This window comes from Sphingobium olei, from assembly GCF_042678845.1.
GTDB classification, from domain to species: Bacteria; Pseudomonadota; Alphaproteobacteria; order Sphingomonadales; family Sphingomonadaceae; genus Sphingobium; species Sphingobium olei.
Genome location: NZ_JBHTLS010000005.1, coordinates 219,051 through 244,068, shown reverse-complemented (window position 1 = coordinate 244,068; position 25,018 = coordinate 219,051). Strand labels below are relative to the sequence as shown.

The window sequence follows — 25,018 nt, the reverse complement described above, 5'->3', positions numbered from 1 at the left end:
CTGTCAGCGTCTGTGACTCGCCGATTTCGCCCAATCCCGCCACGTTCGAGCGCTAGTCGAACGGGTCCCCGGGCGATCCGGGAGACGGCCCGCCGATCCCGTAGAAAGGACCGACCAACCGGTTTCGTGATCGCCATATAGGCGCGCAAGGGCCGCTTGTGAAGGGGGCAGGGAAATCAACTAATATCTGACCTCGGCGCTGCCCGGCCGCCGCGCCTTCTAAGGGCTGGAGGGCTGAGCCTCCGCGGCGTTGCTGGCTGCGGATGAAGACGCTGTCCCGCCCGGCGACGCGATCCTGACCGTTTCGAACCGCATCTTCCGTCGCACCCCCGACAGCCCTGCGTCGCTGGTGGCAACGGGCGGGTTGGCCATGGGTATGCGATCACGCATGCATTGGGCCTTCACCGCGCGCGGCGTGCGGCTACAGTTCCAGAGCGCCTTCTGAAGGTTGGTCGTCGCGTCATGGATATAGGAAAAGCGCATGGCGGCCATCGCGGCGAGCGTCAGCGGCACCTCCTTCGGCGCCTCCCCGGCGACCCAGCCCATGATCCGGCATTGGGCGCGGCCAGCGCAGAAAGTCTGCGCTATCGCCGGCCAGCTGTCAGGCGCGCTTCCGCGCGGCAGTTCGACCAGGAAGCTGTGGGCATCCGTCACGGAGATGATCCGCACGCCTGCCACCATCTTGCCGATCGCGTCCATGCCCACCCGTTCGGGATGCGCCGCAAGCGCGTCCGCATTCTCGCCCAAGGGAAGGAAGGGCGCGCCCGGATCGTCAGCCCTGTGCGCCAAGGACAGCTGCGCGATCTTGCCGATGAGGGGTTCTTCGTCATCCCTGCCGAAGCGGAAGGCGGGCGGGGTGCCCCACCATCCGCGCCAGCGGAAGAAGAGATGCGTGCCCACCGCCGTGATCTTGTCCAGGCTGCCGCTCCAATAGGGCACGACCCAGTCGGTGTGGTAGTGGGTGGCATATCCCACCGCCCTGAACACCTTGCCGGCCAGGGCCGAGCGCGCGATGTCCCGCGCGCGCAGCCAAGCCGCCGGGCTCGGAATACGCGCCAGCGCGCCATCGCAGGTGAAAGTGAACTGACAGCCGGTCCGCCGCTCCTGCCCCTGAAAGACCACGCCGCACACCGTCTTGGGAAAGGCGGGATGGCGCACGCGGTTCAGCACGACTTGCGCCACCGCCTGCTCTCCGACGGCGTCGTCCCCGGCCTCGTAGAGTTGCGCGGCGGCCAGGCAGTCGGTTGCCCGCGCAAGATCGGTTTCGGACCCGCGGAACAGGAAAGGGCGCGCGGACGGGTTGGGATCGCGCGAGAAGGGGATTTTCGCGTTGAATGCACGCGCTTCTTCCGGGCCGAGGGCGTAGATCCGCACCGGCTCGACCGGCGGAGGCGGGGCCTTGATCGCCTGCATCCGGGCGCGTTGCGCGATCGCATGAAATCGCGCGGCGGGGCCTTCGGGACGGGGACGGCTTTCCCAGCTGGCCACCGCCATCGGCAGTCCGATCAGGATCAGCGCCCACATCAGCCACATGACCGCATGTGGCCGGGCGGAAGATGACAGTTCGGTCATGCGTCTCGACGGTGTGCGCTTATTCCGGCAGGAAATCCGGCACGGACAGATAGCGTTCGCCGGTATCATAGTTGAAGCCCAGAACGCGGCTTCCCGCCGGAAGGTCTTTCAGCTTCTGAGCGATGGCCGCCAGCGTGGCGCCGGACGAAATCCCGACCAGCATGCCCTCTTCCCGCGCGGCGCGGCGGGCATAGTTCTTCGCATCGACCGGATCGACCTGGATTACGCCGTCCAGAAGCTGGGTGTGCAGGTTTGCCGGTACAAAGCCCGCGCCTATACCCTGGATGGGATGCGGCCCCGGCTGTCCTCCGCTGATGACCGGTGACAGGGTCGGTTCCACCGCGAACACCTTGAGGTCGGGCCACGCCTTCTTCAGCACCTCGGCCGTGCCGGTGATGTGCCCGCCGGTGCCGACGCCCGTAATCAGCGCGTCGATGGGCGTATCGCCAAAGTCCGTCAAAATCTCGACGGCGGTCGAGTGGACATGCACGTCGATATTGGCCGGGTTTTCGAACTGCTGCGGCATCCAGCTGCCCGGCGTCTGGCTCACCAGCTCCAGCGCGCGCTCGATCGCGCCCTTCATGCCTTTTTCGCGTGGCGTCAGGTCGAAGCTCGCGCCATAGGCCAGCATCAGCCGGCGCCGCTCGATCGACATGCTCTCCGGCATGACCAGCACCAGCCTGTATCCCTTGACCGCCGCCACCATGGCCAAGCCCACGCCGGTATTGCCCGATGTCGGTTCGATGATGGTGCCGCCCGGCTGCAATTCGCCCGAAGCCTCCGCGGCCTCGATCATCGCCAGCGCGATACGGTCCTTGATCGATCCGCCGGGATTGGCCCGTTCCGACTTGATCCACACTTCGGCATCGCCGAACAGGCGCTGCACACGGATATGCGGCGTGTTGCCGATGGTTTCGAGTATCGAGGCAGCTTTCATAGGGGCTTCTCCTGGCTGGGGTGCGCTCGCCCGATGTCGGGTGGATCGAAACTATGCGCAAGGCGCAATTCGGGAAAGAGGCGCGCCCAGAAAATCGTGATCAGGATCGCACCGATGCCACCGCCGATGACGGCCGCCACCGGTCCGACGAGCGCTGCGAGGAAGCCCGACTCCGCTTCGCCCAGTTCGTTGGACGCAGAAATGGTAAGCTGGGACAGGCTCGACACGCGCCCGCGCATGGCGTCGGGCGTATGCAATTGCACCAGCGACTGGCGCACGAATACCGACACCATGTCGGCGCTGCCAAGCACCACCAGCGACGCAATGCCGAACTCCACCGCGACGGAGCGTGGCAGGAATGCGGTGCAGCCAAAGGCGATGGTCGCAAGGCCGAACAGGATGACCGCGCCCAGCATCTTGATGCCGACCTGCGTCTTCATCGGGCGGAAGGAGAACCAGAGCGCCGTCGCCCCCGCGCCGATGCCAGGCGCTGCGGCGAGATGGCCGAGGCCCCTCGATCCGACATGCAATATGTCGCGGGCATAGACCGGCAGTAGCGCCGTCGCGCCGGCCAGCAATACGGCGAACAGGTCCAGTGTGATCGTCGCCAGCACAAGCCGATTGCCCTTCACATAAGTGAAGCCGTCGATCATCTGGCGCAACGGATGGCGGGTCGTGTCGCGTGGCGGCTGCGGCACACGGCCGATGAAGAGCATTGCGACCAGCGCGATGCCGAACAAGCCGGACGCCATCGCATAGGCGCCCCAGGGCGCGGCCGCATAAGCATAACCACCCAGTGCCGGGCCGGCGATCATCCCGGTCTGCCAGAAGACGCTGGAAATGGCGATGGCGTTGGGCAGGACCGTCGCGGGCACCAGGTTGGGGGCCAGCGCGCCATAGGCCGGCCCGTTGAATGCGCGGGCGATGCCGACGACGACGGCGACGGCGAACACCAACGGCAAGCTGACCCATCCTTCGAAGGTGGCGAACGCCAGCAGCCCCGACGCGGCGGTCAGCATGGTCAGGGTGATCCGGGTGATGAACCGCCGGTCATAATGGTCCGCGACCCATCCGGTCACCGGAGTCAGGAAGAAGAGCGGCACGAACTGCGCGAGGCCGATCAGTCCCAACTGCGCCGACGCGCCGGCGGTCGTCATCGTTTCGCGCGCGATATTATAGGCCTGCCAGCCCAGCACGATCATCATGCTATATTGCGCCAGCACCGCCGCGAGACGGCCGGCAAGATAGGCGCGGAAGTTGCCGAACCTCAAAGGGTGCGGAGATGACGAGGACGCGGTCATGTCCCGGCCTTAGCCGTGCGCGGACCGATCAGGCAACGGCCAAGCCGCTGCGATCGATGAGCTTTTCTCAGCATCAGGCAAGCGCTGCTTTTCAGGTCGTCCAAGGACGGCCGGATGACAGTCAAACCTCCCTACGGGCGACGCGCCCGCGCTACGAAAGCCGCGGCCGGATGGGCGACGGCGCGCATCATCATCCTATCATTTGAACAGGCTGCCCAATATCCCGCGCACCAGCTTGCCTGCGATCCCACCGGAGGAGGGGCGGCGGCTCGATCCGCCGAATACCGCCCGGCCCAGTTCATTGGCCACCTGGCGGCCGACCGACGAGGCGGCCGAGCGGGTCGCCGATTGCACGGCTTTCTCGAACGCTCCCGGCTTGGCGGCTTCCCGCGCCGCAGCTGCGTCGCGGCGGGCCTGTTCCTTCAGTTCCGCCTCGCGCTGCTTGGCTTCCACCTTGGCCTGCGCCGCCGCAGCCTTGTCGGCCTCCGCCTTTGCCTTTTGCGCCTGGGCGGCGGCCGCCGCTGCCTGTCCCCGCGCCGCCAGGATCTCCTCGGCGGATTCCCGATCTACGGTTTCGTCATATTTGTCGGCGCAGGGCGAGATCGACTGGATGATCGCGCGTTCCTTGGCGTCGAGCGGACCCAGGCGGGAGCGGGGCGGGGCGATGAGCGTGCGCTGGACGACGCCCGGCGATCCATCCTCCTGCAACAGCGACACAAGCGCTTCGCCGACTTTCAACTCAGTGATGGCCGTTTCGACATTCAGGTCGGGATTGACGCGGAACGTCTCAGCCGCGGCCTTGATCGCCTTCTGGTCGCGGGGCGTGAAGGCGCGCAGCGCATGCTGCACCCGGTTGCCGAGCTGCCCGGCCACATCCTCGGGGATGTCGATCGGGTTCTGCGTCACGAAATAGACGCCCACGCCCTTCGACCGGATCAGCCGCACCACCTGCTCGATCTTGTCGGTCAGCGCCTTTGGCGCATCCTCGAACAGGAGGTGCGCCTCGTCGAAGAAGAAGACCAGCTTGGGCTTGTCCGGATCGCCCACCTCGGGCAGCGTCTCGAACAGCTCCGACAGCAGCCAAAGGAGGAAGGTGGCATAGAGCTTGGGACTCTGCATCAGCTTGTCGGCGGCGAAGATGTTGATGTAGCCGCGGCCCTTATCGTCCACCTGCAGCATGTCGTGGATATCGAGCGCCGGTTCGCCGAAGAAATGGTCGCCGCCCTGGCTTTCCAGCTGCAGCAGCTGCCGCTGGATCGCGCCGACGCTCGGTTTGGTCACATTGCCGTAGCGGGCCGAGAGCATGTCCGCATTCTCCGCGCAGTAAGCGAGCATCGCCTGGAGATCGCCCAGGTCGAGCAGCAGCAGCCCTTCCTCGTCGGCATATTTGAAGGCGATCGACAGCACGCCTTCCTGCGTTTCGTTGAGGCCCATGAGGCGGGACAGCAGCAGCGGCCCCATTTCGCTGACGGTGGTGCGGACGGGATGGCCCTGCTGCCCGTAAAGATCCCAGAAGATCGTTGGATTGTCGGCATAGCTATAGTCGGTCACGCCGACTTCCGCTGCCCGCGCGACCAGCTTGTCGGCATTCTTGGCGGTGGGCGAGCCGGCCATGGAAATGCCCGCCAGATCGCCTTTCACATCGGCCAGGAACACCGGCACGCCTAGCGCTGAGAAACTCTCCGCGATCCCCTGCAACGTCACTGTCTTGCCGGTGCCGGTTGCGCCCGCGATCAGGCCGTGCCGGTTGGCGCGTCGCAGGTTCAGATATTGCGGAATGCCGCCATCCTTCTCCGGCGCGCCAAGACCGATGAAGATACCCTCGCTCATTCCCGCTCCCTCCAGAAAAAAGAAGACCCGCTCGCCCCGGTCCCTCGACAATGCGAAGGGACCGGCCCGAACGGGTCTGACAGGCTGCCCCAATCCTAACGAACCGGGATGCTTCGGCAAGCGCCGTCTATTTGTCGCGCAGACGCACCGGTAGGAAGATCGCCGGCTGGCCGCGACGCAGCACCTGGAGCAGGATGGCGTTGCGGCCCTGCGCGGACACAGCCTTGACCTGCGCATCCAGTTCCGCCTGGCTCAGCACCGGGCGGTTGTTGGCGCTCAGGATCACGTCGCCACGGCGCAGGCCCTTCGCACCCGCGTCGGTGGAGCCGTCCACCCCGGTGATCACGATGCCGCGCGTGTCGGCGGCAATGCCAAGTTGGCGCGTGATGGACGGCGTCAGCGGGATCGCGGAAATGCCCAGCGACTGCTGCGCCGCCTGACCCGGATTCTGGTCCTGCTGGCTGAAATCATCATCGTCCTGGCTCTGCGCGAAACTGTTCAGCTCGTCCTCGGACGGGCGCTCGCCCACGACAGCCGTCACCGTCTGGCGTTGGCCGTTGCGGATCAGCACGATCGGTACGCGCGCGCCGATAGATTGGCTGGCGACAATGGAGGACAGATTCTGATCAGGGCTGACTTCCTGCCCCGCGACGCTGACGATCACGTCGCCGGCCTTGATGCCAGCTTGGTCCGCGCCCTTGCCCGGCTCCACGCTCTGGACGAACTCGCCGCGATTCTTGGCGAGGCCGAGCGAGTCGGCGAGGTCTTCTCCGAGCGGGCTGATCTGCACGCCCAGATAGCCGCGCTTGATCGACTGGCCCTTCATCAACTGCTGGACGATGGGCGCCGCCTGTTCGGACGGGATCGCAAAGCCGATGCCCACATTGCCGCCGGTGGGCGAGAGGATCTGGCTGTTGATGCCGATCACATTGCCGCGCATGTCGAACATCGGGCCGCCGCTGTTGCCCTGGTTTATCGATGCGTCGGTCTGGATGAACTTGTCATAGCCAGACGTACCGCCGGTATTGCGATGCAGGGCGGAAATAATGCCCGCCGTGACTGTGCCGGACAGGGCGAACGGATTGCCGATGGCGACGACCCAGTCGCCCACGCGCGCCTTGGTGCTGTCGCCGAACTTGACGAAGGGCAGGGGCTTGCTCGCAGTGATCTTCAGGACCGCAAGGTCGGTGGCCGGATCACGGCCCACCAGCTTGGCGGTATATTCTTCCTTGTTGGTCAGCGTCACCGTGATCTGCTCGACGCTGGCGCCTTCCGCTCCGGCCGACACGACATGGTTGTTGGTGACGATATAGCCGTCGGCAGAGATGATGAAGCCCGAACCCAGCGACTGGGCCTGCCGGGTCTGCGGCTGGCCGCCCTGGCCTTGGCCGAACAGATCGCCGAAGGGCGTGCCGGCAAAGGGATTCTGCACCTTCACCCGCTGCTTGGTCGAAATGTTGACCACGGCGGGCTGCAGTTTTTCGACCATGTCGGCCAGACTGGCGGGCGCGCCCGCCGGGGCAGCGGCCTGAAGCCCTTCATTCTGCGCGACCTGCGCGCCGACATTGGAGCTGGTGGTAACGGCGATGGCGGTGCCGCCGAGCAGCAGGGCGCCGGTAATGGCATAAGCGTAACGCACTCGTGACGGTCCTCTTCAGATCTTCGTAGGAATTGGGAAGGCGGGACTCTTCGGACAAGTCCTTCACATGCGCCGCCTTGCCTTAACCCTCTTTGAATGGCGCGGGTTCCGTAATGATCTTCACCGCGATCAACGTCCACCCTGGAATTGGCGCAGGAACTCATTGTCGGGCGACAGGATGATGTTCGTCTGGCCGCTGCGATCGGGCGAGAAGGTATAGCGATAGCTCTGCATGGCCCGGTAGAAGTCGTAGAATTGGGGATCCTTGCCATAGCTTTCGGCGTAGATGCGCGCGGCATTGGCATCCGCCTCCGCCCGGATGATCTGCGCCTGCTTCGCGCCCTGTGCGCGGATGGTGAGCGCTTCCTGCTCGCGCGCGGTGCGCATGCGGGTGAAGGCGCTTTCCAGCGGCGTGCCGTCCGGCAGGTCTGCGCGCTTGATCCGCACGTCCACGATCTCCGCGCCATATTGGCGGGCGACGCGGTTGAGGCCGGTCTCGATATTCTGCATCACCTGGCCCCGCTCCGGGCTTAGCAGCGCGGCGAAGGGCCGCTTGCCCAGTTCGTTGCGCAGCGCCGATCCCAGGATCGGGCGCAACGCGTCGGACACGCGCTCCTCGCTGCCCGCTGCGATATACATGCGCAGCGGATCGACGATGCGATACCGGGCGAAGGCATCGACCTGCAAGCGCAGCTGGTCGGTGGACAGCACCTGCTGCCGCTCCATCTCCACGGAGAGTACGCGCTTGTCGATCCAGACGATCTGGTCGACGAACGGCAGGCGGAGGATGACGCCCGCGCCCGTCTGGCCAAAGCTTTCATTGGGTCGATAGCGATTGATGATCGCCTTGGGATCGCCAAAGCGGACGATCACGCCCTGCTTGGTTTCCGGCACGATGGCGATGGTGCTGCCCAGGATGATCAGCGCGAACAGCGCGATCAGAGCAAGGGCGACCGGATGTCGCATGGTTGGCATCACTGCCCTCCCGTGCTGGCGGCGCTGTCGGCCGGGGTCGCTTGCGCTCGCTTCTTGAGTTCGGGCAGCGGCAGGTAGGGCGTCACATTCTTCCCTTCGACGATGGTCTTGTCGACGTTCGACAGGACGCCTTCCATGGTTTCATAATACATGCGGCGGCGTGTAACCTCCGGCGACAGCTTGTACTGCTCATAGACCTTGTCGAAGGCGGCGGCCTCGCCCTGCGCCTTGGCCGTGACCTGCTGTGCGGCGGCGCGCGCTTCGTTGAGGTAGGTCTGCGCGGTCTGCTGCGCGGCGGACACGGCCTTGAACGCGTCGTTCACGGCGGCCGGCGGATCGGCCTGCTTGATCGCGACGCCCTGGATGCGGATGCCCGACTTGTAGCCGTCCAATATCTCCTGCATCCGCTGTTCGACCTGCTGCTCGATCGTGGTGCGACCCGCGCCCAGTGCATCGTCCAGGCTGACGCTCGCAAGCACGGAGCGCATGGCGCTTTCCGCGACCTCGCGCACGGTGGCGTCGGGATCGGAAAGCTGGAACAGGTAAAGCTCGGGATTGCGGATGTTCCAGCGCACCGAATAGGCCAGATCGATGATGTTCTGGTCGCCCGTCAGCACCAGATTCTCGCTTTCCGCGCTCACCGATCCGATATCGATCGTGCGAATTTCCTCCACATCGACCGTCGTTACCGCCTCAAACGGAGCGGGCAGCGTTAGGCTGATGCCCGGCGTCAGCGTCCGGCTATATTTGCCGAGCAGGGTGACGACGCCCCGTTCCTGCGGGCCGACCCGGTGGAAGCTGGTGAGGACCAGCCACAACACCACCAGGAGGGCGATGCCGATGGGCCACAGCGCCTTGCCCGACGCGCGAGGGGGCAGGCCGCCGAAACCGCCACCGCCATTGCCGAAACTTTCCCGGCCGCGGCGCAGCAGTTCCTCGATCGCGGAAGGGCCTTTCTGGCCGCCGCCCGTCGCCTTGCCCGGCTGGGTCCACGGATTGCGGGGGCCGGCGGGGCCGCCCTTGCCATCATCCCCGTCGGGTCCGTCATTCTTGCCGCCCCAGGGGCCTTGGACCATCGCTGCGATTGCGGGCATCCACCCGAATAATCTTGTCATGAACCCTTCTATAGGAAGGCTCCGGTCCGAAAAACAGTGCAAATGGCCGCGATAATTTCCTAGAGGCCGTGGCCATGACCGATCTTGCCGATTTTGCCGCCCGCCTGACCGCCCTGACCGGTGGCCGCGCCAGCACCCCGCGCATCAAGGACAGCGTGATGACGCTGACGCTCGATGTCGCGGGATTGTCGCCGCAGCAACGCGAAGGCCTTGCCCGCGCGATCCGGGAAGGCGGTCTTACTGTGTCCGATGTGGTCGAGGTCCGCATCATAGAGACGGCGGAGCGCCGCCCCTCACGCATCCTCGCCGTCGCATCGGGCAAGGGGGGGGTCGGCAAGTCGACGCTTTCGGCCAACCTTGCCGTCGCGCTGCACCGGCTCGGTCTCAAGGTCGGGCTGGTGGACGCCGACATATACGGCCCGTCCCAAGCCAAGTTGATGGCGAGTGAGGACCAGAAGCCTGTCGCGCAGGACAAGAAACTGGTGCCCGTAACCGGCCCCCATGGCATCCCGATGCTGTCGATGGCGCATCTGGTGGAGCCGGGGAAGGCGCTGGCCTGGCGCGGCCCGATGGCGGGCAATGCGCTCGGCCAGTTGATCGATGCCCATTGGGGCGACGCTGAACTGCTGGTCGTCGATATGCCGCCTGGCACCGGGGACATACAGCTGTCGATGATCCAGAAGCACAAGCCTGCCGGCGCGGTGATCGTGTCCACGCCGCAGGATCTGGCGCTGATCGACGCGACCCGCGCCGTTAGCCTGTTCGCGCAGGCAGGCGTGCCGATGGTCGGCCTGGTCGAAAATATGGCGGGCTATGCCTGCCCTCACTGCGGCGAGATGTCCGATCCCTTCGGCCAGGGCGGCGCGGAGCAGGAGGCGGTGCATCTGTCCATGCCCTTCCTCGGCCGCATCCCGCTCGCCATTGACATCCGCCGCCGGTCCGACGCCGGCGATCCGCCGGCGGCCGGCGAAGGCGCGCATGCCGACGTATTCGTCGGTATCGCGCGGAAAGTGGCGGACTGGTTGAAGACTGCCACCTGATCAAAGCTCGAGATGCAGGAACTGGTTGAACGCACTCTTCTGATAATCTCCAAAGGCAGGGCCATCGCCGAAGCCATGCCGCCGGTAGAGGGCGAGCGCCGGTTCAAACGCCGGTCCGCTCCCCGTTTCAAGGCTCAGCCGCCGCATCCCCCGCGCCCGCGCCTCCGCCACGATATGCGCTAGCAGCACCGCCGCGACCCCGCGCCGCAGATGGTCTGGATGGGTCCGCATCGACTTGATCTCACCCTGGTCGGGCGAGAGCGTCCGCAACGCCGCCACGCCGGCGATCTTCTTGCCCTCCCATGCGGTCCAGACGTCAAGGTCGCGCGCGCGCATCCCGCTGAGATCCAGTGCGAAGACCGACTCAGCCGGACTGTTCGCCTGCATACCCATAAGGTGAAGCGCGAGCAGCGCTGTGGTTTGCGGGTCGGACAGATCGGCCGGGCGAATGGTGAACATGCGGCCACGCTATCGCGATCTCTCCGACAAGGGAACGTCTTGCGGAGGTTGGCGTCCTCCCCATGTCATGGAAAAGGAGACATGCCATGCCGCTGACCACCTCGCAGGACATTGCCGATCTGCTGAACGAAACCCGCACCATCGCGCTTGTCGGCATATCCGACCGGCCAGACCGCGCGAGCTATTCGGTCATGGCCTTCCTTCAGGATCATGGCTTTCGCGTGCTGCCCGTGAACCCGCAGATCGCTGGCGAGCATGTCCACGGCGAATTCGTCTGGGCACGGCTGTCCGATATCGGCGTGGCGATCGACATGGTTGACATCTTCCGCCGCAGCGAAGCGGCCGGGGAGGCGGTGGATGACGCCATTGCCATCGGCGCGAAGTCGGTCTGGATGCAGATCGGCGTCGTCAACGATGCCGCCGCAGCGCGTGCGGAAGCCGCCGGCCTCAAGGTCGTCATGGACCGTTGTCCCGCGATCGAGATACCGCGCCTGGGCGTGGCGCCCGTCCGCGCCGATTGACGCTAGGCAGCCGGGCCATGCGCCTCTATCAGGCTGGGCATGGCGCGCGCACCGCGAAAGCGATCCGATAAAGGCAAGGGCATCGATCGCCGGACGCTGCTGGTAGGCGGTGGCGCGGCGGCGGGCCTTCTGCTTGCCTGGGGCGTGTGGCCGCGCAGCTACCGGCCCAACCTCAATGCCGGCCCGGGCGAAACCATCCTCAACGCCTTCCTGAAGATCGACCGATCCGGCCAGATCATCGTCATCGTGCCACAGATGGAAAGCGGGCAGGGGGTCACTACTGTCCTGCCGCAGATATTGGCGGATGAACTCGGCGCGGACTGGCGCACGGTCGCGGTCCAGAGCGCGCCGATCAGCCCGCTTTACGCCAACACCCTCCTCGCGCGCGAATGGCTGGCGAGCGACTGGACCCGCCTGCTTGGCGAGGCAGGCGATTGGGCGATCGGCCAATATGCCAGCCGGTCTTCCCTGATGCTGACGGGCGCGGGCACGTCCATTCCCATGTTCCACGACGCCTATCGCGATGCCGGCGCTGCCGCGCGGGTGCTGCTGTGCAAGGCGGCGGCGGCGCGCTGGGACATTCCATGGGAAAGCTGCGATATCCAGGACGGCGTGATCTCCGATGGCGCGGCGAAGCGCATGAAGATCGGCAACGTGGTGGAGGATGCCGCCCGCTTCGATGTGCCCGACATCCTTCCCTATCGACAGGGGCAGGACGGCCGCCTTTCAGGCCAGGATCTGCCCCGGCTCGACGCCCCGTCGAAGATTGACGGCAGCCATAATTTCGCGGCTGACGTCCGCCTGCCCGACATGGTCTATGCGTCGATCCGGCAGGGGCCGATCGGCGATGCGGTGCTTGCCGGTTTGGACGAGCGTTCGCCCGCCGGCGTGACCGGTTTCCTGAAGCTGGTGAAGCAGGAACATTGGGTCGCGGCCGTTGCGAGCAACTGGTGGGCGGCGAACAAGGCGCTCGATCTTGCCGATCCGGTCTTCACCCTGCGCGGCAAGCCGGTCAGCAGCGAAACGATCGACGACGCCCTGGAGGCGGCCTTCGCCGGGTCCGCCGGGCGGCGCATCTACGCGCAGGGTGACCTGTTGCCGGTGTTCGAAGGCGCGACCATCCTCGCCAGCGAATATCAAGTCGACGCCGGTCTGCACCTGACGCTGGAACCGATGGCCGCGACCGCCCGCGTAATGGACCAGGAGGCGGAGATATGGCTGGCGACGCAGGCGCCCGCGCTCGCCCGCGACGCCATTGCGCGCGCGCTCGACCTCCCGGAAGCGGCGGTGACGCTCTATCCGTTGCACGCCGGTGGCTCCTTCGGGCGACGCATGGACTGGGAGGTGGGGGCGCAGGCTGCTCTCATTGCCCGCGATATGCGCCGCCCGGTGCAACTCTTATGGTCGCGGCTGGAGGATGTGGTGCAGGATCGTCCGGCTTCGCCAGCTAAGGCGCGCCTCGCCGCGAAGCTGGGGCGCAGCGGCGCAATCGAGGGCTGGCTGGCGAAGGTCGCCGCGCCCTGCGCCATGAGCCAGACCTGGGCGCGGGTAGGGCGCGGCGCCATGCCGCACGAGGCCGCAGCCGAAATGGCGGATAAACCCACCCGTCTCGCCATCGCCGGCATGGCGCTGCCCTATGCTGCGCCTGCCTGGGCGGTGGATCATTACCCGGCGGATGTGGGCCTGGCCCTCGGCTTCGCGCCCGGCAATGCGGCACTGTACGGCACTTTCTTTACCGAGAGCTTCGTCGACGAACTGGCGCATCTTGCCGGGATCGAGGCCATGTCCTTCCGCATCCAGATGCTGGGCGGCAATTCCCGCCTTGCCCACTGCCTGTCCACCGCCGCGGCTATGGGCGGCTGGCAGGGCGGCGTCAGTGGCAGCGGGCAGGGCATCGCGGCGCGCATGGCAGGCGGAGCCTATGCCGCCATCATGGTCGAAGCGGAGATGGGCGGCAATGCGGTCAGCGTCTCGCGCATCGTCGCGGCGGTGGACGCAGGCGATCAGGTCAATCCGGACATCGCGCGGCAGCAGGTGGAGGCCGGCCTGATCTACGGCCTTGCCCATGCGCTCGGCGCTTCCGCGCCCTACAAGGGCGGGCTTCCCACTCGGTCGATGCTCGGTCGCATGAACCTGCCGCGCCTTGCCGATATCGGGGAAGTGTCGGTCGAATTGATCCGCAGCACCGCGCCGCCAGCCAGAATCACTGATCTTGCGGCGCCGCTCGTCGCGCCTGCCATCGCCAATGCCCTGTACACCTGGACAGGTCAGCGGTTGCGGCGTCTTCCTCTATTGGCTTCTGCATGACCCTTCCCCCCGATCATCCCATCATTGCCGCGCCCAAGGTCGGCGTGCTGCTCGTCAACCTCGGCACGCCGGATGCGCCCGATCCCACGTCGGTGCGCCGTTACCTGCGCGAATTCCTCTCCGATCGGCGCGTGGTGGAGATACCCCGGCTTGTCTGGCAGCCGATCCTGCACGGCGCGATCCTGACGACGCGCCCGAAAAAATCCGCCCATGCCTACAGTCAGGTCTGGACGGAGGGAGGGTCGCCGCTCGCCGTCCATACCCGCGCCACCGCACAGGCCATGCAGGCGGCTATGGGAGATGGCGTCGTGGTCGACTGGGCGATGCGTTATGGCAATCCCGACATCGCCGGCCGGCTCTCGGCGATGAAGGCCGCAGGATGCGATCGCATCCTCCTCGCGCCGCTCTACCCCCAATATAGCGCCGCCACGACGGCGACCGCCAACGACGCCGCTTTCGCCGCTCTTGCCGCGATGCGTTGGCAGCCGGCAATCCGCACCCTGCCACCCTATCATGACGATCCCGCCTACATCGCGGCATTGAAATCATCGGTCGAGCGCCGCCTGGCCGCGCTGGACTTCGCGCCCGACGCGCTGCTCGCCAGTTTCCACGGCATGCCGGAACGGACATTGCATCTGGGCGATCCCTATCATTGCCAGTCCGTAAAGACCGTCCGACTGCTGCGCGAAGCCCTGTCTCTGCCAGTGCATATGAGTTTCCAGTCGCGCTTCGGCCGCGCCAAATGGCTCGAGCCGGAAACCGAGGCGACGCTTGCCGGACTGGTAAGGGATGGTGTCCGCAACATTGCAGTCGTGACTCCGGGTTTTGCTGCGGACTGTCTCGAAACGCTGGAGGAAATCGCGCTGCGTGCGCGGGACGCATTTTTGCGCGAAGGCGGCGAAAAATTTGCCTATTTGCCCTGTCTAAACGCCTCGACCGAAGCTATCACCCTGTATCAAAGGCTGCTGAGCCGTGAGCTTTCGGGTTGGATCGACTGACCCAGCTTCAGGAGGAGGATGCATATATGTCGAAGGTGGCGATCGTGACCGGCGGAACGCGCGGCATCGGCGAGGCGATCAGCCTGGCGCTCAGGGATCTTGGCTACACGGTCGCGGCCAACTATGCCGGCAATGAGGAAAAGGCAAAGGCCTTTACCGACCAAACCGGTATTGCCGCCTATAAGTGGGACGTGGGCGATCATCAGGCCTGCCTCGATGGATGCGCGCAGGTCGCGCAGGATCTCGGCCCCATCGACATCGTCGTCAACAATGCCGGCATCACGCGCGACGGCGTCCTCGCGAAGATGAGCTTCGACGACTGGAACGAAGTCATGCGCATCAACCTTGGCGGCTGCTTCAACATGGCCAAGGCGACCTTCGGCGGCATGCGCGAGCGTGGATGGGGCCGCATCGTCAATATCGGTTCGATCAACGGACAGGCGGGCCAATATGGGCAGGTCAACTACGCCGCCGCCAAGTCCGGCATCCATGGCTTTACCAAGGCGCTGGCGCAGGAAGGTGCGAAATCGGGTGTGACCGTCAACGCCATCGCGCCCGGTTATATCGACACCGACATGGTGGCCGCCGTGCCGGCTCCCGTGCTGGAGAAGATCGTCGCCAAAATCCCGGTGGGACGTCTGGGCCAGGCGCACGAGATTGCGCGCGGCGTCGCCTTCTTCTGCAGCGAGGACGGGGGCTTCGTGACCGGCAGTACGCTGTCGATCAACGGCGGCCAGCATATGTATTGATGACGACGGGCGACCCGATAGACCCAGAAGGGTCGCCCTTTTCTCCGCCTGTGAAGCGGAGCGTCACCATAGCCGGTCATCAGACCGCGATCAGTCTGGAACCCATATTCTGGGACGCGCTGCGACAGGCGGCGTCCGCGCAGCAACTTCCCCTGAACGCGCTGATAGCGCGCATTGACGTGCTGCGCATGGGCGCCGCCGACCCGCCCAATCTCGCCAGCGCCATCCGTTGCTGGCTGTTCGAGCAGCGCATCGATCACAGTGATAAGAATTATTCGCAATAGCATTGACTATAAGAACGATTCGCAATAGCGGGAGGCCCAACGATCACAACCGGGGGGCCACGATGTCCATCAACAGCAAAACTCTTCCCTATCTGGCGCTCGGCTGCGTCGGCATGCTCGCCAGCGCGCCCGCATTTGCCGCCGAAGCCGATGCCGCGCCGGCCGCCGCGCCGCAGGATTCCATCGTGGTTACGGGCGATGTCTATGCCGACAAGCTGGTCAATCCCAAGAACACGGCCCTGATCGTCGACACGCCCCAGACGGTCACGATCATTTCCGACCAGACGATCAAGAAGCAGAATCTGCTGACGCTGCGCGATGTCCTGTCCACCGTGCCGGGCATCACCTTCGGCGCGGGCGAAGGCGGCGGCGGTTATGGGGACAGCATCAACCTGCGTGGCTATTCGGCCAATAACGACATCACGCTGGATGGCGTGCGCGACAGCGCGCAATATAGCCGCACCGACCCCTTCAACATGCAGCAGGTGGAGGTCTATAACGGCGCGAACTCGGTCTATAACGGGTCGGGTTCGGTCGGCGGCACGATCAACCTCGTGACGAAGGCGCCCCAGGGCGACACCCTGACCATCGCTGAAGCCGGCGTCGGCACCGACGATTATTATCGCGCCACGATCGACAGCAATTATCGCGCGTCCGACTTCATCGGCGTGCGCCTCAACGCCATGTACCATCGCAACGACACGCCGGGCCGCGATGTCGAGAAACTGAAGCGCTGGGGCGTCGCGCCGTCGATCAAACTGGGCATGGAAGGACCGACCAGCCTGACGCTCGCCTATTTCCATCAGGAGGATCGCAACACCCCCGTCTATGGCGTTCCCTATGTGAAGAACGCCATCAACGCCGGACCCCTGCCGGGTGTGGACTCCAGCGACTATTTCGGCGTCGAAAATCTCGACCGGCAGAACATCAACATCGATCGCTTCACCGCGATCTTCGCGCACCAGTTCAGCGACAATGTGTCGCTGCGGACGTTGGGCCGCTGGCAGCGCGTGCATCAGAACAGCGTGACGAGCGCGCCGCAGGGCACCTTCTGCCTCGCCAACGGGCTTCAGCCAATCACCGGGACCAACCTGACGACCGCTATCGCTTGCTCGACGGGCATGGCGGCGGGCACCTATCGTCCGTCCGGCCCGCGCGGATTGGTGCGCGACCAGATCAACGATCTGCTCTACACCCAGACCGACTTGCGGATCGTCAGCGGCGACACGTCGGGCCTGCGCAACACGCTGGTCATCGGCGCATCGGCCACGCAGGAGGATTACAGCCTCGAAAGCGCCAACCTGATGCGTGACGCCGCTGGTGGAACGCCGGTGCAGCCTGACATCAGCCTGTCCAACCCGAACACCGTCTGGACCGGCCCGGTCAACTATATGCTGTCGGGCCGCAGCTACGGCGACAGCCGCAACGTCGCAGTCTATGCCTTCGACACGCTGGAACTCGGCAAGTTCGAACTGAACGGCGGCGTCCGGTACGAAAATGTCCGCAACATCTTCCGCGCCGACACGATCGCGCTGCCCTCGGACGGTGGCGCTACCAGGCCGGGTGCGCGCCAGCGGAGCGACGACAATCTCTTTTCCTACCGTATTGGCGCGGTGTTCAAGCCGACGCCCGACACCAGCCTCTACATCGCCTATGCCAACAGCAAGACGCCGTCCTCCGCCACGGTGCGGGCAGGCTGCACCAGCGGAACCGGCGCGACAGCCGTCGACTTCTGCGGCGTGGCACCCGAAACTGCCCGCAGCTACGAAATCGGCGCGAAGGCCAATCTCGTGGGCGGCAAGCTGTTGGCGACCGCGGCGCTGTTCCGCAACGAGCGGACCAACTACCGCGTCCCGAGCAACGACCCTGCCACCAACGCCAGCTTTCAAGTGCTGGACGGTCATTCGCGCGTGGACGGCGTCGCGCTGGGCCTGACCGGCAACATCACGCCGCAATGGCTGATCTTCGCCAACTACACCTATCTCGACAGCAAGATCGTACAGGGGGTTTCGAACAGCTGCCTCGTCAACCCGCGGGAAGTCTGCAACAATAGCGTCGCGCTGCCGGACCCATCAAAGGGCGACGAACTTATCCAGACGCCGAAACATTCGGGCAGCCTCTACACCAGCTATCGCCTGCCGTTCGGCCTCGAACTGGGTTACGGCGTCACCTATCAGGGCAGCTTCGCGCTCAACCAGTCGAACCTCCGCAACCGGACGCAATATCGCTCGGACGATTATTGGGTGCACCGCGCCTTCCTATCGTGGAACTTCAACAACGGCCTGACCGCGCAGCTCAACGTGCAGAACCTGTTCGACAAGACATATTATACCGGCATCCGCAACAATATCTCCACCAACGGCGTGGTGTCGGGCGGATGGGCCACCCCAGGCGAGGCGCGGGCGGCGCGGTTCAGCCTCTTCTACAGCTTCTGACAGCTGATCGGGGGAGGGCGGGCGACGGGTCCGGTTGTCCGTCCTCCCGCTTTACACTAGATACCCGCCATGCTGATCGCCATTCCCGATCTGATCGACGCGCAGGGCGTCGCCGACATTCGCGCCATCATCGACGGCGCGGTCTGGGTGGACGGCAACGTCACGTCGGGCCACCAGTCGGCGCTCGCGAAGCGCAACCTGCAATTGCCCGAGGACAGCGAGGCCGCGCGCCGCGCCGGGCAGGTGGTGATGGATGCGCTGGGCCGTTCGTCGCTGTTCATCGCCGCCGCGCTTCCGCTCAAGATATTCCCGCCGCTGTTCAACAGCTATGCCAGCGGACAGGCTTTCGGCGTCCATGTCGACAATGCAGTGCGGCTGCAGGCCGGGACGGGTTTTCGCGTCCGGTCTGACCTGTCGATGACCGTCTTCCTCGAAGATCCGGCCGCCTATGACGGTGGCGAACTGACGATCGAGACGCATTTCGGCGTCCAGCAGGTCAAGCTGCCAGCCGGCCATGCGGTGCTCTACCCCTCATCCTCGCTTCATCGGGTGGAACCGGTGACGGGCGGACGACGCGTCGCCAGCTTTTTCTGGCTCCAGTCGATGGTCCGCGACGACGCCGCGCGGCAGATGCTGTTCGATCTCGACCGCAGCGTACAGGGCGTGGCCGGCGAACTGGGCCAGGACCATGCGGAGGTCATTCGCCTGACCGGCGTCTATCATAATCTGCTGCGCCGCTGGGCCGACGCCTAGGGCCTCAAAGCCATTTCAGCTTCTTGAAACGGTTGTATAGCAGGGCACAGACGAAGAGGATGACGCCGATCACGACCGGATAGCCGTAGCGCGTCCGCAATTCGGGCATATGCTCGAAATTCATGCCGTAAATGCCGGCGATGGCGGTGGGCACCGCCAGGATCGCGGCCCATGCGGCCAACTGGCGCGTGATGTCGCCAGTGCGCTGCTGCTCCAGCAGGTTGGACGATTCGAACACGCTGTTCAGGATTTCGCGCAGGTCATCCACCATCGTCTGCACTCGTCGGACATGGTCGCGCACATCGCTGAAATAGGGCCGCGCCTCCGCGTCGATGCACGGCAGATCCAGCTTCACGAACTTGGTCGCGACCTCATGCATGGGGATGAGGATGCGGGTGAAGCGGATCAGCTGGCGGCGCAGGTTGAAGATGCGCGTGATTTCCTCCCGGCCCAGGAAATGGTCGAGCATGGTCTGCTCCATGGTCAGCACTTCCTCCTCTATTCCCTCGATGATCGGCAGATAGCCGTCGACGATGAAATCGAGCACCGCATGCGCCACATAATCGGCGCCCTGCGCCAGCCGCGCCGGCACGGCCTCCAGCTCGGTCCGCAACATGATGTGTGCGCGCGCAGACCCATGGCGGACCGTGATGATATGGTCCTTGCCCAGGAAGATGGCCGTTTCGCCGTAGCAGATCGCGCCATCCTCGACATGGGCGGTGCGGGCGACCACGAACAACTGGTCGCCATAGATATCGACCTTGGGCAACTGATTGGCGTTGATCGCATCCTCGACCGCCAGCGGGTGCAGGTCATAGGTCCGCGCCAGCGTCTGCATTTCATCCACGGACGGATCGGCGACTCCGATCCAGACGAATTCCGACTTGTCCCGCGCGCAGGCGATCCGCTCATCGATGGCGACGGGGCGGACGCGCCTGCCGTCGCGGTAGAGATAGGCAGCGATGACCGTCATGCGGCTATTGTTTCCTCATCATGTCCAGCGCCCTAGCAGACGGATGACGTTTCGTCGCGACGTTGATCCGGCTCATATGATTTTTGCTGAAGGGGGTAGCGGATGACTTCACCCTGACATAGTTGAGGCGGAGAGGGGCGCATGCAAGCGCGGTGGATATCCGGACGGGTAGCCAGCGTTGTGGGAGCCGTATCTTGTCCGTCATCGCCATCGATTTCGAAGCGTCCTGCCTGCCGCGCCATGGCCGATCCTTTCCGATCGAGGTGGGCATAGCGGGAGAGGGGGGCGCGCGTAGCTGGGTGATCCGGCCGCATGACGACTGGGCCGGATGGGACTGGACGGCGGAAGCGGAGGCACTGCACGGCCTGAGCCGCGACCGGGTCGAGCGGGAAGGGCTGCCGGCAGACCGGGTCTTCGAGGAACTGGAGAATGCGGTGTGGGGACGCAGGCTGATCGCCGACAGCCTGATCGACCAATATTGGATGACCATCCTGGCGCAGGCAGCAGGTGTGCGAAGCGCGCCGAAGATCGACCATATCGCGGCTTTCTTCGACGAATTGGCCGCGAGCGAGGAACACATCACCGCTGCGGTGGCGCGGGCAGACGCGTTGGGCGTGGTGCGGCACCGCGCGGCGGGCGACGCCATCTGGCTCGCCGCCGTGATCGCCCATGTTTCTCGCGCGGGCCGTGAGGCACCGGCTCCATTGCTGGAGGCGGCGCAATAAGGCTATCAGCAATCTTTTGTTACAGCCGGCCCATAGCGCAGACATTCATCTCCCATACAGCAGGCATGGTCCGCCGGCCGCCGCCGCGCCTGCGACCAAGAGGAGATGCGCCCATGTCATCCGTAGCAGCGTCCTGCGCCGCGCGCGCCTCCGCTCAGGGTATGCCGCCCCTCGTCATCGCATCCCCGACATCAGAACCATGCCGATGAACCCGGCCCTCATCCTTCTTGCCGAAACCCAGTGCGAGGTACGGCACGACGTTCGCGATTTCCTGGAGCAGAGCGGCTTCCGAGCCATGGCTGCGGCGTCGGCGCATGACATATTCCATGCGCTTGACGAAACGTCGATCGACGCAGTGGTGCTGGACGCCGCGCTGCGCGGCGTGGACGGCCTCGACCTGTGCCGCGACGTGCGCGAACGGAGCGACGTGCCGATCATCCTGGTAGGGGCAAACATCAGCGAGGTCGACCGGGTCGTGGGGCTGGAACTGGGTGCCGACGACTATATGGTGAAACCCTATTCCGCACGCGAACTGGCGGCCCGTCTTCGCGCGGTCATGCGTCGCGGGCGGAACGAACGGATGCTGGTGTCGCACGGGTTCGGCCACGCGCTGTTCGACGGCTGGACCGTCGATTTCGGTCGACGGGAAGTCATCGCACCTGACGGTGCGCTGGTATCGTTCACGGCGGCGGAGTTCTCCTTGCTCGCCGTTTTCGTCGATCATCCACAAACGATCGTCGCGAGGGCTCGATTGATGGAACTGGCGGGCGTTCGCGATGGTGGATCGTCGGATCGCAGCGTCGATGTGCTGGTCAGTCGGCTGCGTCGCAAACTTTCCCGCGGCGGCAATCCTGCGCCGATCGTCACCGTTCGGAGCGCAGGCTATATGTTCAGCGCCCCTGTCGAACGACGCTAGACCATATTTTCCACCCCGCGCCAGCGCGATCCGTAGTTGTTCGCGTCCAGACATGATTTCTTACAAACGCGCTGCGCTGCGGCAAAATCATGTCCCTATTCTTCAAACTCCGCCGATCCCCTTGTCGGCTCCGCAATTATAAAGAGGATAGTCCCATGAACGAGCTTATCGGCCGCGTCTTCAGCTTCGAAAAGAACACATATCCTACGAAAAGCAGCCTCTACAGCAAGCTCGCCAATGAAGGGCAGAGCCCCAAGGCGCTGATGATCTCCTGCGCCGACTCGCGCATAGTTCCTGAACACATCATGCAGGCGGAACCTGGCGACCTGTTCGTTTGCCGCAATGCGGGCAACATCGTGCCGCCGCATGCCAGCCAGCTGGGCGGCGTCACCGCCACCGTCGAATATGCGGTGATGGTGCTGGGCGTGCGCGACATCATCGTTTGCGGCCACAGCGATTGCGGCGCGATGAAGGCGCTGTCCACCAACGCTGACCTCAGCGCCATGCCGAACGTCGCAGCCTGGCTGCGTCACAGCCATGCTGCGCAGAAGGTCGTGGCAGAAAATTATCCGGGCGACCTCAGCGACGCGGAAAAGCTCCGCAACACCGCGCTCGAAAACGTCGTGGTCCAGCTAGCCCACCTGCGGACCCATCCATCGGTCGCGTCGGGCATCGCCCGCGGCGAGATCGCGCTGCATGGCTGGTATGTCGACATCCATGCCGGACAGGTGCTGGGCCTCGACGGCGAAACCAATCGCTTCGTGCCGCTGCGTGAGGGCGAACCCCTTCCTGTGGCGCTTCCGCAGGCCCGCCGTCTCGCGGGTGAAACCACCCTTGCCGTCGCGGCGGAGTAAGTCATGTTGAAATCCCTTTCCGGCGGCGCTCTGGGCCGCGACTTCACGGCGTCGATCGTCGTGTTCCTGGTGGCTATGCCCCTCTGCATGGGTATCGCCGTGGCCTCCGGCGTGCCGCCGGAAAAGGGGCTCATCACCGGCATCATCGGCGGCATCGTCGTCGGCCTGCTGGCGGGATCGCCGCTTCAGGTCAGCGGCCCGGCGGCCGGTCTGGCTGTCATCGTCTTTGAAATCGTGCGCGAACAGGGCATGTCCGCGCTCGGTCCTATCCTGATCCTTGCCGGCGCGATCCAGTTCGTCGCCGGCCTGTTGCGTGTTGGCGGCTGGTTCCGCGCCATCTCGCCCGCGGTCGTCCACGGCATGCTGGCCGGGATCGGCGTGCTGATCGTCGTCGGCCAGTTCCATGTCCTCTTCGACGACAAGCCGCTGTCGAGCGGCCTGCATAACCTGATCGCGATGCCGGGGCAGATATTGGGCCTGTCGAATGGCGATGCCGCCACCGCATTCGCGGTCGGCCTTGTCACCATCTTCAGCATGCTGGGGTGGGAGAAGTTCCGTCCCGCATCGATGAAGCTGGTGCCCGGCGCGCTCGTCGGCGTAGTCGCGGCGACGCTCGTCGCCTTCACGCTCGGCCTCCCAGTTGCTCGCGTCGTCGTGCCTGAATCGATCATCGGCGCGGTCACGCTGCCCGAGCAGGGGCTGCTGGCCCAGCTGCTGAACCCGACGGTCATCACCACGGCGATCGCCATCGCCTTCATCGCCAGCGCCGAAACATTGCTGTCGGCTGCGGCTGTCGACCGCATGCATAATGGCGTGCGCACCAACTATAACAAGGAACTGAGCGCGCAGGGCATCGGCAACCTGCTGTGCGGTTTCGCGGGCGCGTTGCCGATGACCGGGGTTATCGTGCGTTCGTCCGCCAACGTTCAGGCGGGTGCGAAGACACGCATGTCGACGATCCTGCACGGCATCTGGATTCTCGGCTTCGTGGCCCTGTTGCCCTGGCTGCTGCGGGAAATCCCGATGGCCGCCCTGGCCGGCATCCTCGTCATCACCGGCGTCCGCCTGGTCAGCGTCGCGCATGTGAAGCATCTCTTCCATCTCTATGGCCCGCTCCCGGCCATCGTGTGGGCAGCGACGCTGATCTGCGTGGTGGCGACAGACCTGCTGACCGGCGTTCTGGTGGGCATCGGCCTGTCGGTCCTCGAACTGCTGCCGCATGCACGCCGCCTGCGTCTCAACGTTGAGGAGGAAAGCCGGGGCGAGGCGCATGAAGTCGCGCTGCGCGGCACCGCGACCTTCCTCAGCCTGCCCAAGCTGTCGGCCAAGCTGGAATCGCTCCCCGCCGCCGGCCTGGTGATCCTGAACGTCGAACGGCTTGGCCATATCGACCATACTTGCGCCGAAATGCTGCGGGAATGGGTCGATCGCCGCCGCGGCGCGGGTGCGCCGGTGGAACTGTTCGGCGCTACCGGGCGGCTGCGTCACATCGTCGCTTAACGGTCTGACTTAGCATGATATATGGCCGCCGCGCTGCATCCGGCGCGGCGGCCTCCCTGTTTTACGGGCGCGTGATCATTGTTGCAGTCGCGCAACAGCGTCTGCGGTCATTTCGCAGTCGCAGGAAAAAACGGGTTCCCCAAAAACGGCTTTCCGCTTAATCACTGCACATCCGCAGGCACCCAGAGCAGCATCGACAGACTTCAGGGCCGCGGAAGCAGGACGGGACATTCACTCGTAAAGGGGAATGTTTCATGAAGTATCAAATCGCCTGTGCCGCCCTGGCGCTTCTCTCCAGTGCTCCGGCCTTCGCTCAGGAAGAACCCGCAAAGCCCGTCACCGTCACCGGAACTGTCGGCCTCACGTCCGACTATCGTTTTCGTGGTGTGTCGCAGAGCGACCGCGGCATGGCCGTGCAGGGTGGCTTCACCATCGCGCACGAAAGCGGCGCCTATGTCGGCACCTGGGGTTCCAACCTCGGCGGCTGGGGCCGTTTCGGTGGCGCCAACATGGAGCTCGACCTGATCGCCGGTTACGCCGCGCCGCTTGGCGAAGGCACCACCGTCGACGTCGGCCTCACCTGGTACATGTATCCCTCGGGCGCCGACAAAACCGATTTCGCCGAACCCTATGTGAAGCTCTCGCACCAGTTCGGCCCGGTGAAGGCCCTGGTGGGCGTCGCCTACGCGCCCAAGCAGCAGGCGCTGGGCGAATGGTGCAGCGACGCCGCTTGCACCGTCTTCCGTCCGGGCAAGAAGAACGACAACTTCTACAGCTGGGCTGACGTGAGCGGTGCGATCCCGAACACCCCGGTTTCGCTGAAGGCGCATCTGGGCTGGTCGGACGGCAATCCGGGCCTGGGTCCGAACGGCACGTCGGTCGCGCCGACCGGCAAATATCTCGACTGGCTCGTGGGTGCGGACCTGGCCATCCCCGGCACGCCGCTGACCGCCAGCATCGCCTATATCGATACCGACATCGCGCGGGTCGAGGAAAACTACATCCGTCCGAACTTCATGGTCAATGACAGCAAGGACTTCGGCAAGTCGATCGCACGCAGCACCGTGGTCTTCTCCATCACCGCCGCTTTCTGATCCCGTGATGCCGGGCCGGTTTTTCCGGCCCGGCATCGTCG

The 25,018-nt window shown here is 65.0% G+C and carries 22 protein-coding genes; 13 read left to right on the top strand and 9 right to left on the bottom strand.

Annotated features, from left to right (window positions below):
- Nucleotides 1-219: 219 nt before the first annotated feature.
- From ACFQ24_RS01235 to hflK, 7 genes are all read right to left on the bottom strand, one after another.
- Entirely contained in the window at nucleotides 220-1,572 is a 1,353-nt protein-coding gene (locus ACFQ24_RS01235; protein WP_380908548.1) for a cell wall hydrolase, read from the bottom strand.
- Between the two features lie 19 nt (nucleotides 1,573-1,591).
- Nucleotides 1,592-2,509 carry a cysteine synthase A gene (gene cysK / locus ACFQ24_RS01230; protein WP_380908546.1) on the bottom strand — a complete coding sequence of 306 codons (918 nt, stop codon included), beginning with the start codon at nucleotides 2,507-2,509 and terminating at the stop codon, nucleotides 1,592-1,594.
- Entirely contained in the window at nucleotides 2,506-3,810 is a 1,305-nt protein-coding gene (locus ACFQ24_RS01225; RefSeq protein ID WP_380908544.1) for an MFS transporter, read from the bottom strand. Before ACFQ24_RS01225 ends, cysK begins: the two co-directional genes overlap by 4 nt.
- Nucleotides 3,811-4,008: 198 nt before the next feature.
- On the bottom strand, nucleotides 4,009-5,640 hold the full coding sequence (locus ACFQ24_RS01220; protein ID WP_380908542.1) for a helicase HerA-like domain-containing protein: 1,632 nt from the start codon (nucleotides 5,638-5,640) through the stop codon (nucleotides 4,009-4,011).
- A gap of 127 nt (nucleotides 5,641-5,767) precedes the next feature.
- Nucleotides 5,768-7,279: a Do family serine endopeptidase gene (locus tag ACFQ24_RS01215; RefSeq protein ID WP_380908540.1), complete on the bottom strand. Its 1,512-nt coding sequence runs from the start codon at nucleotides 7,277-7,279 to the stop codon at nucleotides 5,768-5,770.
- Nucleotides 7,280-7,408: 129 nt separating this feature from the next.
- Nucleotides 7,409-8,254 carry a protease modulator HflC gene (gene hflC / locus ACFQ24_RS01210; protein ID WP_380908538.1) on the bottom strand — a complete coding sequence of 282 codons (846 nt, stop codon included), beginning with the start codon at nucleotides 8,252-8,254 and terminating at the stop codon, nucleotides 7,409-7,411.
- Nucleotides 8,254-9,369: an FtsH protease activity modulator HflK gene (hflK, locus tag ACFQ24_RS01205; RefSeq protein WP_380908536.1), complete on the bottom strand. Its 1,116-nt coding sequence runs from the start codon at nucleotides 9,367-9,369 to the stop codon at nucleotides 8,254-8,256. The genes hflC and hflK overlap by 1 nt, the downstream gene beginning before the upstream one ends.
- A 74-nt stretch (nucleotides 9,370-9,443) precedes the next feature.
- On the opposite strand from hflK, the gene ACFQ24_RS01200 reads away from it, so the two are divergent.
- Entirely contained in the window at nucleotides 9,444-10,409 is a 966-nt protein-coding gene (locus tag ACFQ24_RS01200; protein WP_380908534.1) for an Mrp/NBP35 family ATP-binding protein, read from the top strand.
- Here ACFQ24_RS01200 and ACFQ24_RS01195 read toward each other — a convergent pair whose 3' ends face one another.
- Entirely contained in the window at nucleotides 10,410-10,868 is a 459-nt protein-coding gene (locus ACFQ24_RS01195; protein ID WP_380908532.1) for a GNAT family N-acetyltransferase, read from the bottom strand.
- 86 nt (nucleotides 10,869-10,954) lie between these two features.
- Between ACFQ24_RS01195 and ACFQ24_RS01190 the strand changes: the two genes are divergently transcribed.
- From ACFQ24_RS01190 to ACFQ24_RS01160, 7 genes are all read left to right on the top strand, one after another.
- Nucleotides 10,955-11,389: a CoA-binding protein gene (locus ACFQ24_RS01190; RefSeq protein ID WP_380908530.1), complete on the top strand. Its 435-nt coding sequence runs from the start codon at nucleotides 10,955-10,957 to the stop codon at nucleotides 11,387-11,389.
- Nucleotides 11,390-11,428: 39 nt separating this feature from the next.
- Nucleotides 11,429-13,696, top strand: a complete 2,268-nt coding sequence (locus ACFQ24_RS01185) for a molybdopterin cofactor-binding domain-containing protein (protein WP_380908528.1) — start codon at nucleotides 11,429-11,431, stop codon at nucleotides 13,694-13,696.
- Nucleotides 13,693-14,694, top strand: a complete 1,002-nt coding sequence (gene hemH, locus ACFQ24_RS01180; protein ID WP_380908526.1) for a ferrochelatase — start codon at nucleotides 13,693-13,695, stop codon at nucleotides 14,692-14,694. The genes ACFQ24_RS01185 and hemH overlap by 4 nt, the downstream gene beginning before the upstream one ends.
- Before the next feature lie 26 nt (nucleotides 14,695-14,720).
- Nucleotides 14,721-15,443: an acetoacetyl-CoA reductase gene (gene phbB, locus ACFQ24_RS01175; RefSeq protein ID WP_380908524.1), complete on the top strand. Its 723-nt coding sequence runs from the start codon at nucleotides 14,721-14,723 to the stop codon at nucleotides 15,441-15,443.
- Nucleotides 15,443-15,727, top strand: coding sequence for a ribbon-helix-helix domain-containing protein (locus ACFQ24_RS01170; RefSeq protein ID WP_380908522.1), 285 nt, complete (start codon nucleotides 15,443-15,445; stop codon nucleotides 15,725-15,727). Before phbB ends, ACFQ24_RS01170 begins: the two co-directional genes overlap by 1 nt.
- A 62-nt stretch (nucleotides 15,728-15,789) precedes the next feature.
- Nucleotides 15,790-18,162 (top strand): TonB-dependent receptor, encoded by a 2,373-nt coding sequence (locus ACFQ24_RS01165; protein ID WP_380908520.1) that lies wholly within the window; start codon nucleotides 15,790-15,792, stop codon nucleotides 18,160-18,162.
- Nucleotides 18,163-18,231: 69 nt separating this feature from the next.
- The gene (locus tag ACFQ24_RS01160; protein WP_380908518.1) at nucleotides 18,232-18,915 is read left to right on the top strand and encodes a Fe2+-dependent dioxygenase; all 684 of its coding nucleotides are present in this window, start codon (nucleotides 18,232-18,234) and stop codon (nucleotides 18,913-18,915) included.
- 4 nt (nucleotides 18,916-18,919) lie between these two features.
- Here the strand turns inward: ACFQ24_RS01160 and ACFQ24_RS01155 are convergent, their stop codons facing one another.
- Nucleotides 18,920-19,888, bottom strand: a complete 969-nt coding sequence (locus ACFQ24_RS01155; RefSeq protein ID WP_380908516.1) for a magnesium and cobalt transport protein CorA — start codon at nucleotides 19,886-19,888, stop codon at nucleotides 18,920-18,922.
- A gap of 194 nt (nucleotides 19,889-20,082) precedes the next feature.
- Between ACFQ24_RS01155 and ACFQ24_RS01150 the strand changes: the two genes are divergently transcribed.
- The 5 genes from ACFQ24_RS01150 (at nucleotide 20,083) to ACFQ24_RS01130 (ending at nucleotide 24,977) form a co-directional block, all read left to right on the top strand.
- Nucleotides 20,083-20,613: a hypothetical protein gene (locus tag ACFQ24_RS01150; RefSeq protein ID WP_380908514.1), complete on the top strand. Its 531-nt coding sequence runs from the start codon at nucleotides 20,083-20,085 to the stop codon at nucleotides 20,611-20,613.
- A 205-nt stretch (nucleotides 20,614-20,818) separates the two neighbouring features.
- On the top strand, nucleotides 20,819-21,529 hold the full coding sequence (locus tag ACFQ24_RS01145) for a response regulator transcription factor (protein WP_380908511.1): 711 nt from the start codon (nucleotides 20,819-20,821) through the stop codon (nucleotides 21,527-21,529).
- A gap of 155 nt (nucleotides 21,530-21,684) precedes the next feature.
- Complete coding sequence (locus ACFQ24_RS01140) at nucleotides 21,685-22,383, top strand: carbonic anhydrase (protein WP_380908509.1); 699 nt, start codon at nucleotides 21,685-21,687, stop codon at nucleotides 22,381-22,383.
- Between the two features lie 3 nt (nucleotides 22,384-22,386).
- A complete protein-coding gene (locus tag ACFQ24_RS01135) occupies nucleotides 22,387-23,883 on the top strand; it encodes a SulP family inorganic anion transporter (protein ID WP_380908507.1) in 1,497 nt (498 codons plus the stop codon).
- Between the two features lie 254 nt (nucleotides 23,884-24,137).
- The gene (locus ACFQ24_RS01130) at nucleotides 24,138-24,977 is read left to right on the top strand and encodes a TorF family putative porin (protein WP_380908505.1); all 840 of its coding nucleotides are present in this window, start codon (nucleotides 24,138-24,140) and stop codon (nucleotides 24,975-24,977) included.
- Nucleotides 24,978-25,018 lie beyond the last annotated feature (41 nt).

Coding starts and splice junctions, on each gene's coding strand:
- ACFQ24_RS01190 (WP_380908530.1), top strand. CDS start 10,955: ATGCCGCTGACCACCTCGCAGGACATTGCCGATCTGCTGAACGAAACC.
- cysK (WP_380908546.1), bottom strand. CDS start 2,509: ATGAAAGCTGCCTCGATACTCGAAACCATCGGCAACACGCCGCATATC.
- ACFQ24_RS01170 (WP_380908522.1), top strand. CDS start 15,443: ATGACGACGGGCGACCCGATAGACCCAGAAGGGTCGCCCTTTTCTCCG.
- ACFQ24_RS01145 (WP_380908511.1), top strand. CDS start 20,819: ATGAACCCGGCCCTCATCCTTCTTGCCGAAACCCAGTGCGAGGTACGG.
- hflK (WP_380908536.1), bottom strand. CDS start 9,369: ATGACAAGATTATTCGGGTGGATGCCCGCAATCGCAGCGATGGTCCAA.
- ACFQ24_RS01200 (WP_380908534.1), top strand. CDS start 9,444: ATGACCGATCTTGCCGATTTTGCCGCCCGCCTGACCGCCCTGACCGGT.
- ACFQ24_RS01225 (WP_380908544.1), bottom strand. CDS start 3,810: ATGACCGCGTCCTCGTCATCTCCGCACCCTTTGAGGTTCGGCAACTTC.
- ACFQ24_RS01185 (WP_380908528.1), top strand. CDS start 11,429: ATGGCGCGCGCACCGCGAAAGCGATCCGATAAAGGCAAGGGCATCGAT.
- ACFQ24_RS01135 (WP_380908507.1), top strand. CDS start 22,387: ATGTTGAAATCCCTTTCCGGCGGCGCTCTGGGCCGCGACTTCACGGCG.
- ACFQ24_RS01155 (WP_380908516.1), bottom strand. CDS start 19,888: ATGACGGTCATCGCTGCCTATCTCTACCGCGACGGCAGGCGCGTCCGC.
- ACFQ24_RS01140 (WP_380908509.1), top strand. CDS start 21,685: ATGAACGAGCTTATCGGCCGCGTCTTCAGCTTCGAAAAGAACACATAT.
- hflC (WP_380908538.1), bottom strand. CDS start 8,254: ATGCCAACCATGCGACATCCGGTCGCCCTTGCTCTGATCGCGCTGTTC.
- phbB (WP_380908524.1), top strand. CDS start 14,721: ATGTCGAAGGTGGCGATCGTGACCGGCGGAACGCGCGGCATCGGCGAG.
- ACFQ24_RS01220 (WP_380908542.1), bottom strand. CDS start 5,640: ATGAGCGAGGGTATCTTCATCGGTCTTGGCGCGCCGGAGAAGGATGGC.
- ACFQ24_RS01195 (WP_380908532.1), bottom strand. CDS start 10,868: ATGTTCACCATTCGCCCGGCCGATCTGTCCGACCCGCAAACCACAGCG.
- ACFQ24_RS01130 (WP_380908505.1), top strand. CDS start 24,138: ATGAAGTATCAAATCGCCTGTGCCGCCCTGGCGCTTCTCTCCAGTGCT.
- ACFQ24_RS01160 (WP_380908518.1), top strand. CDS start 18,232: ATGCTGATCGCCATTCCCGATCTGATCGACGCGCAGGGCGTCGCCGAC.
- hemH (WP_380908526.1), top strand. CDS start 13,693: ATGACCCTTCCCCCCGATCATCCCATCATTGCCGCGCCCAAGGTCGGC.
- ACFQ24_RS01165 (WP_380908520.1), top strand. CDS start 15,790: ATGTCCATCAACAGCAAAACTCTTCCCTATCTGGCGCTCGGCTGCGTC.
- ACFQ24_RS01235 (WP_380908548.1), bottom strand. CDS start 1,572: ATGACCGAACTGTCATCTTCCGCCCGGCCACATGCGGTCATGTGGCTG.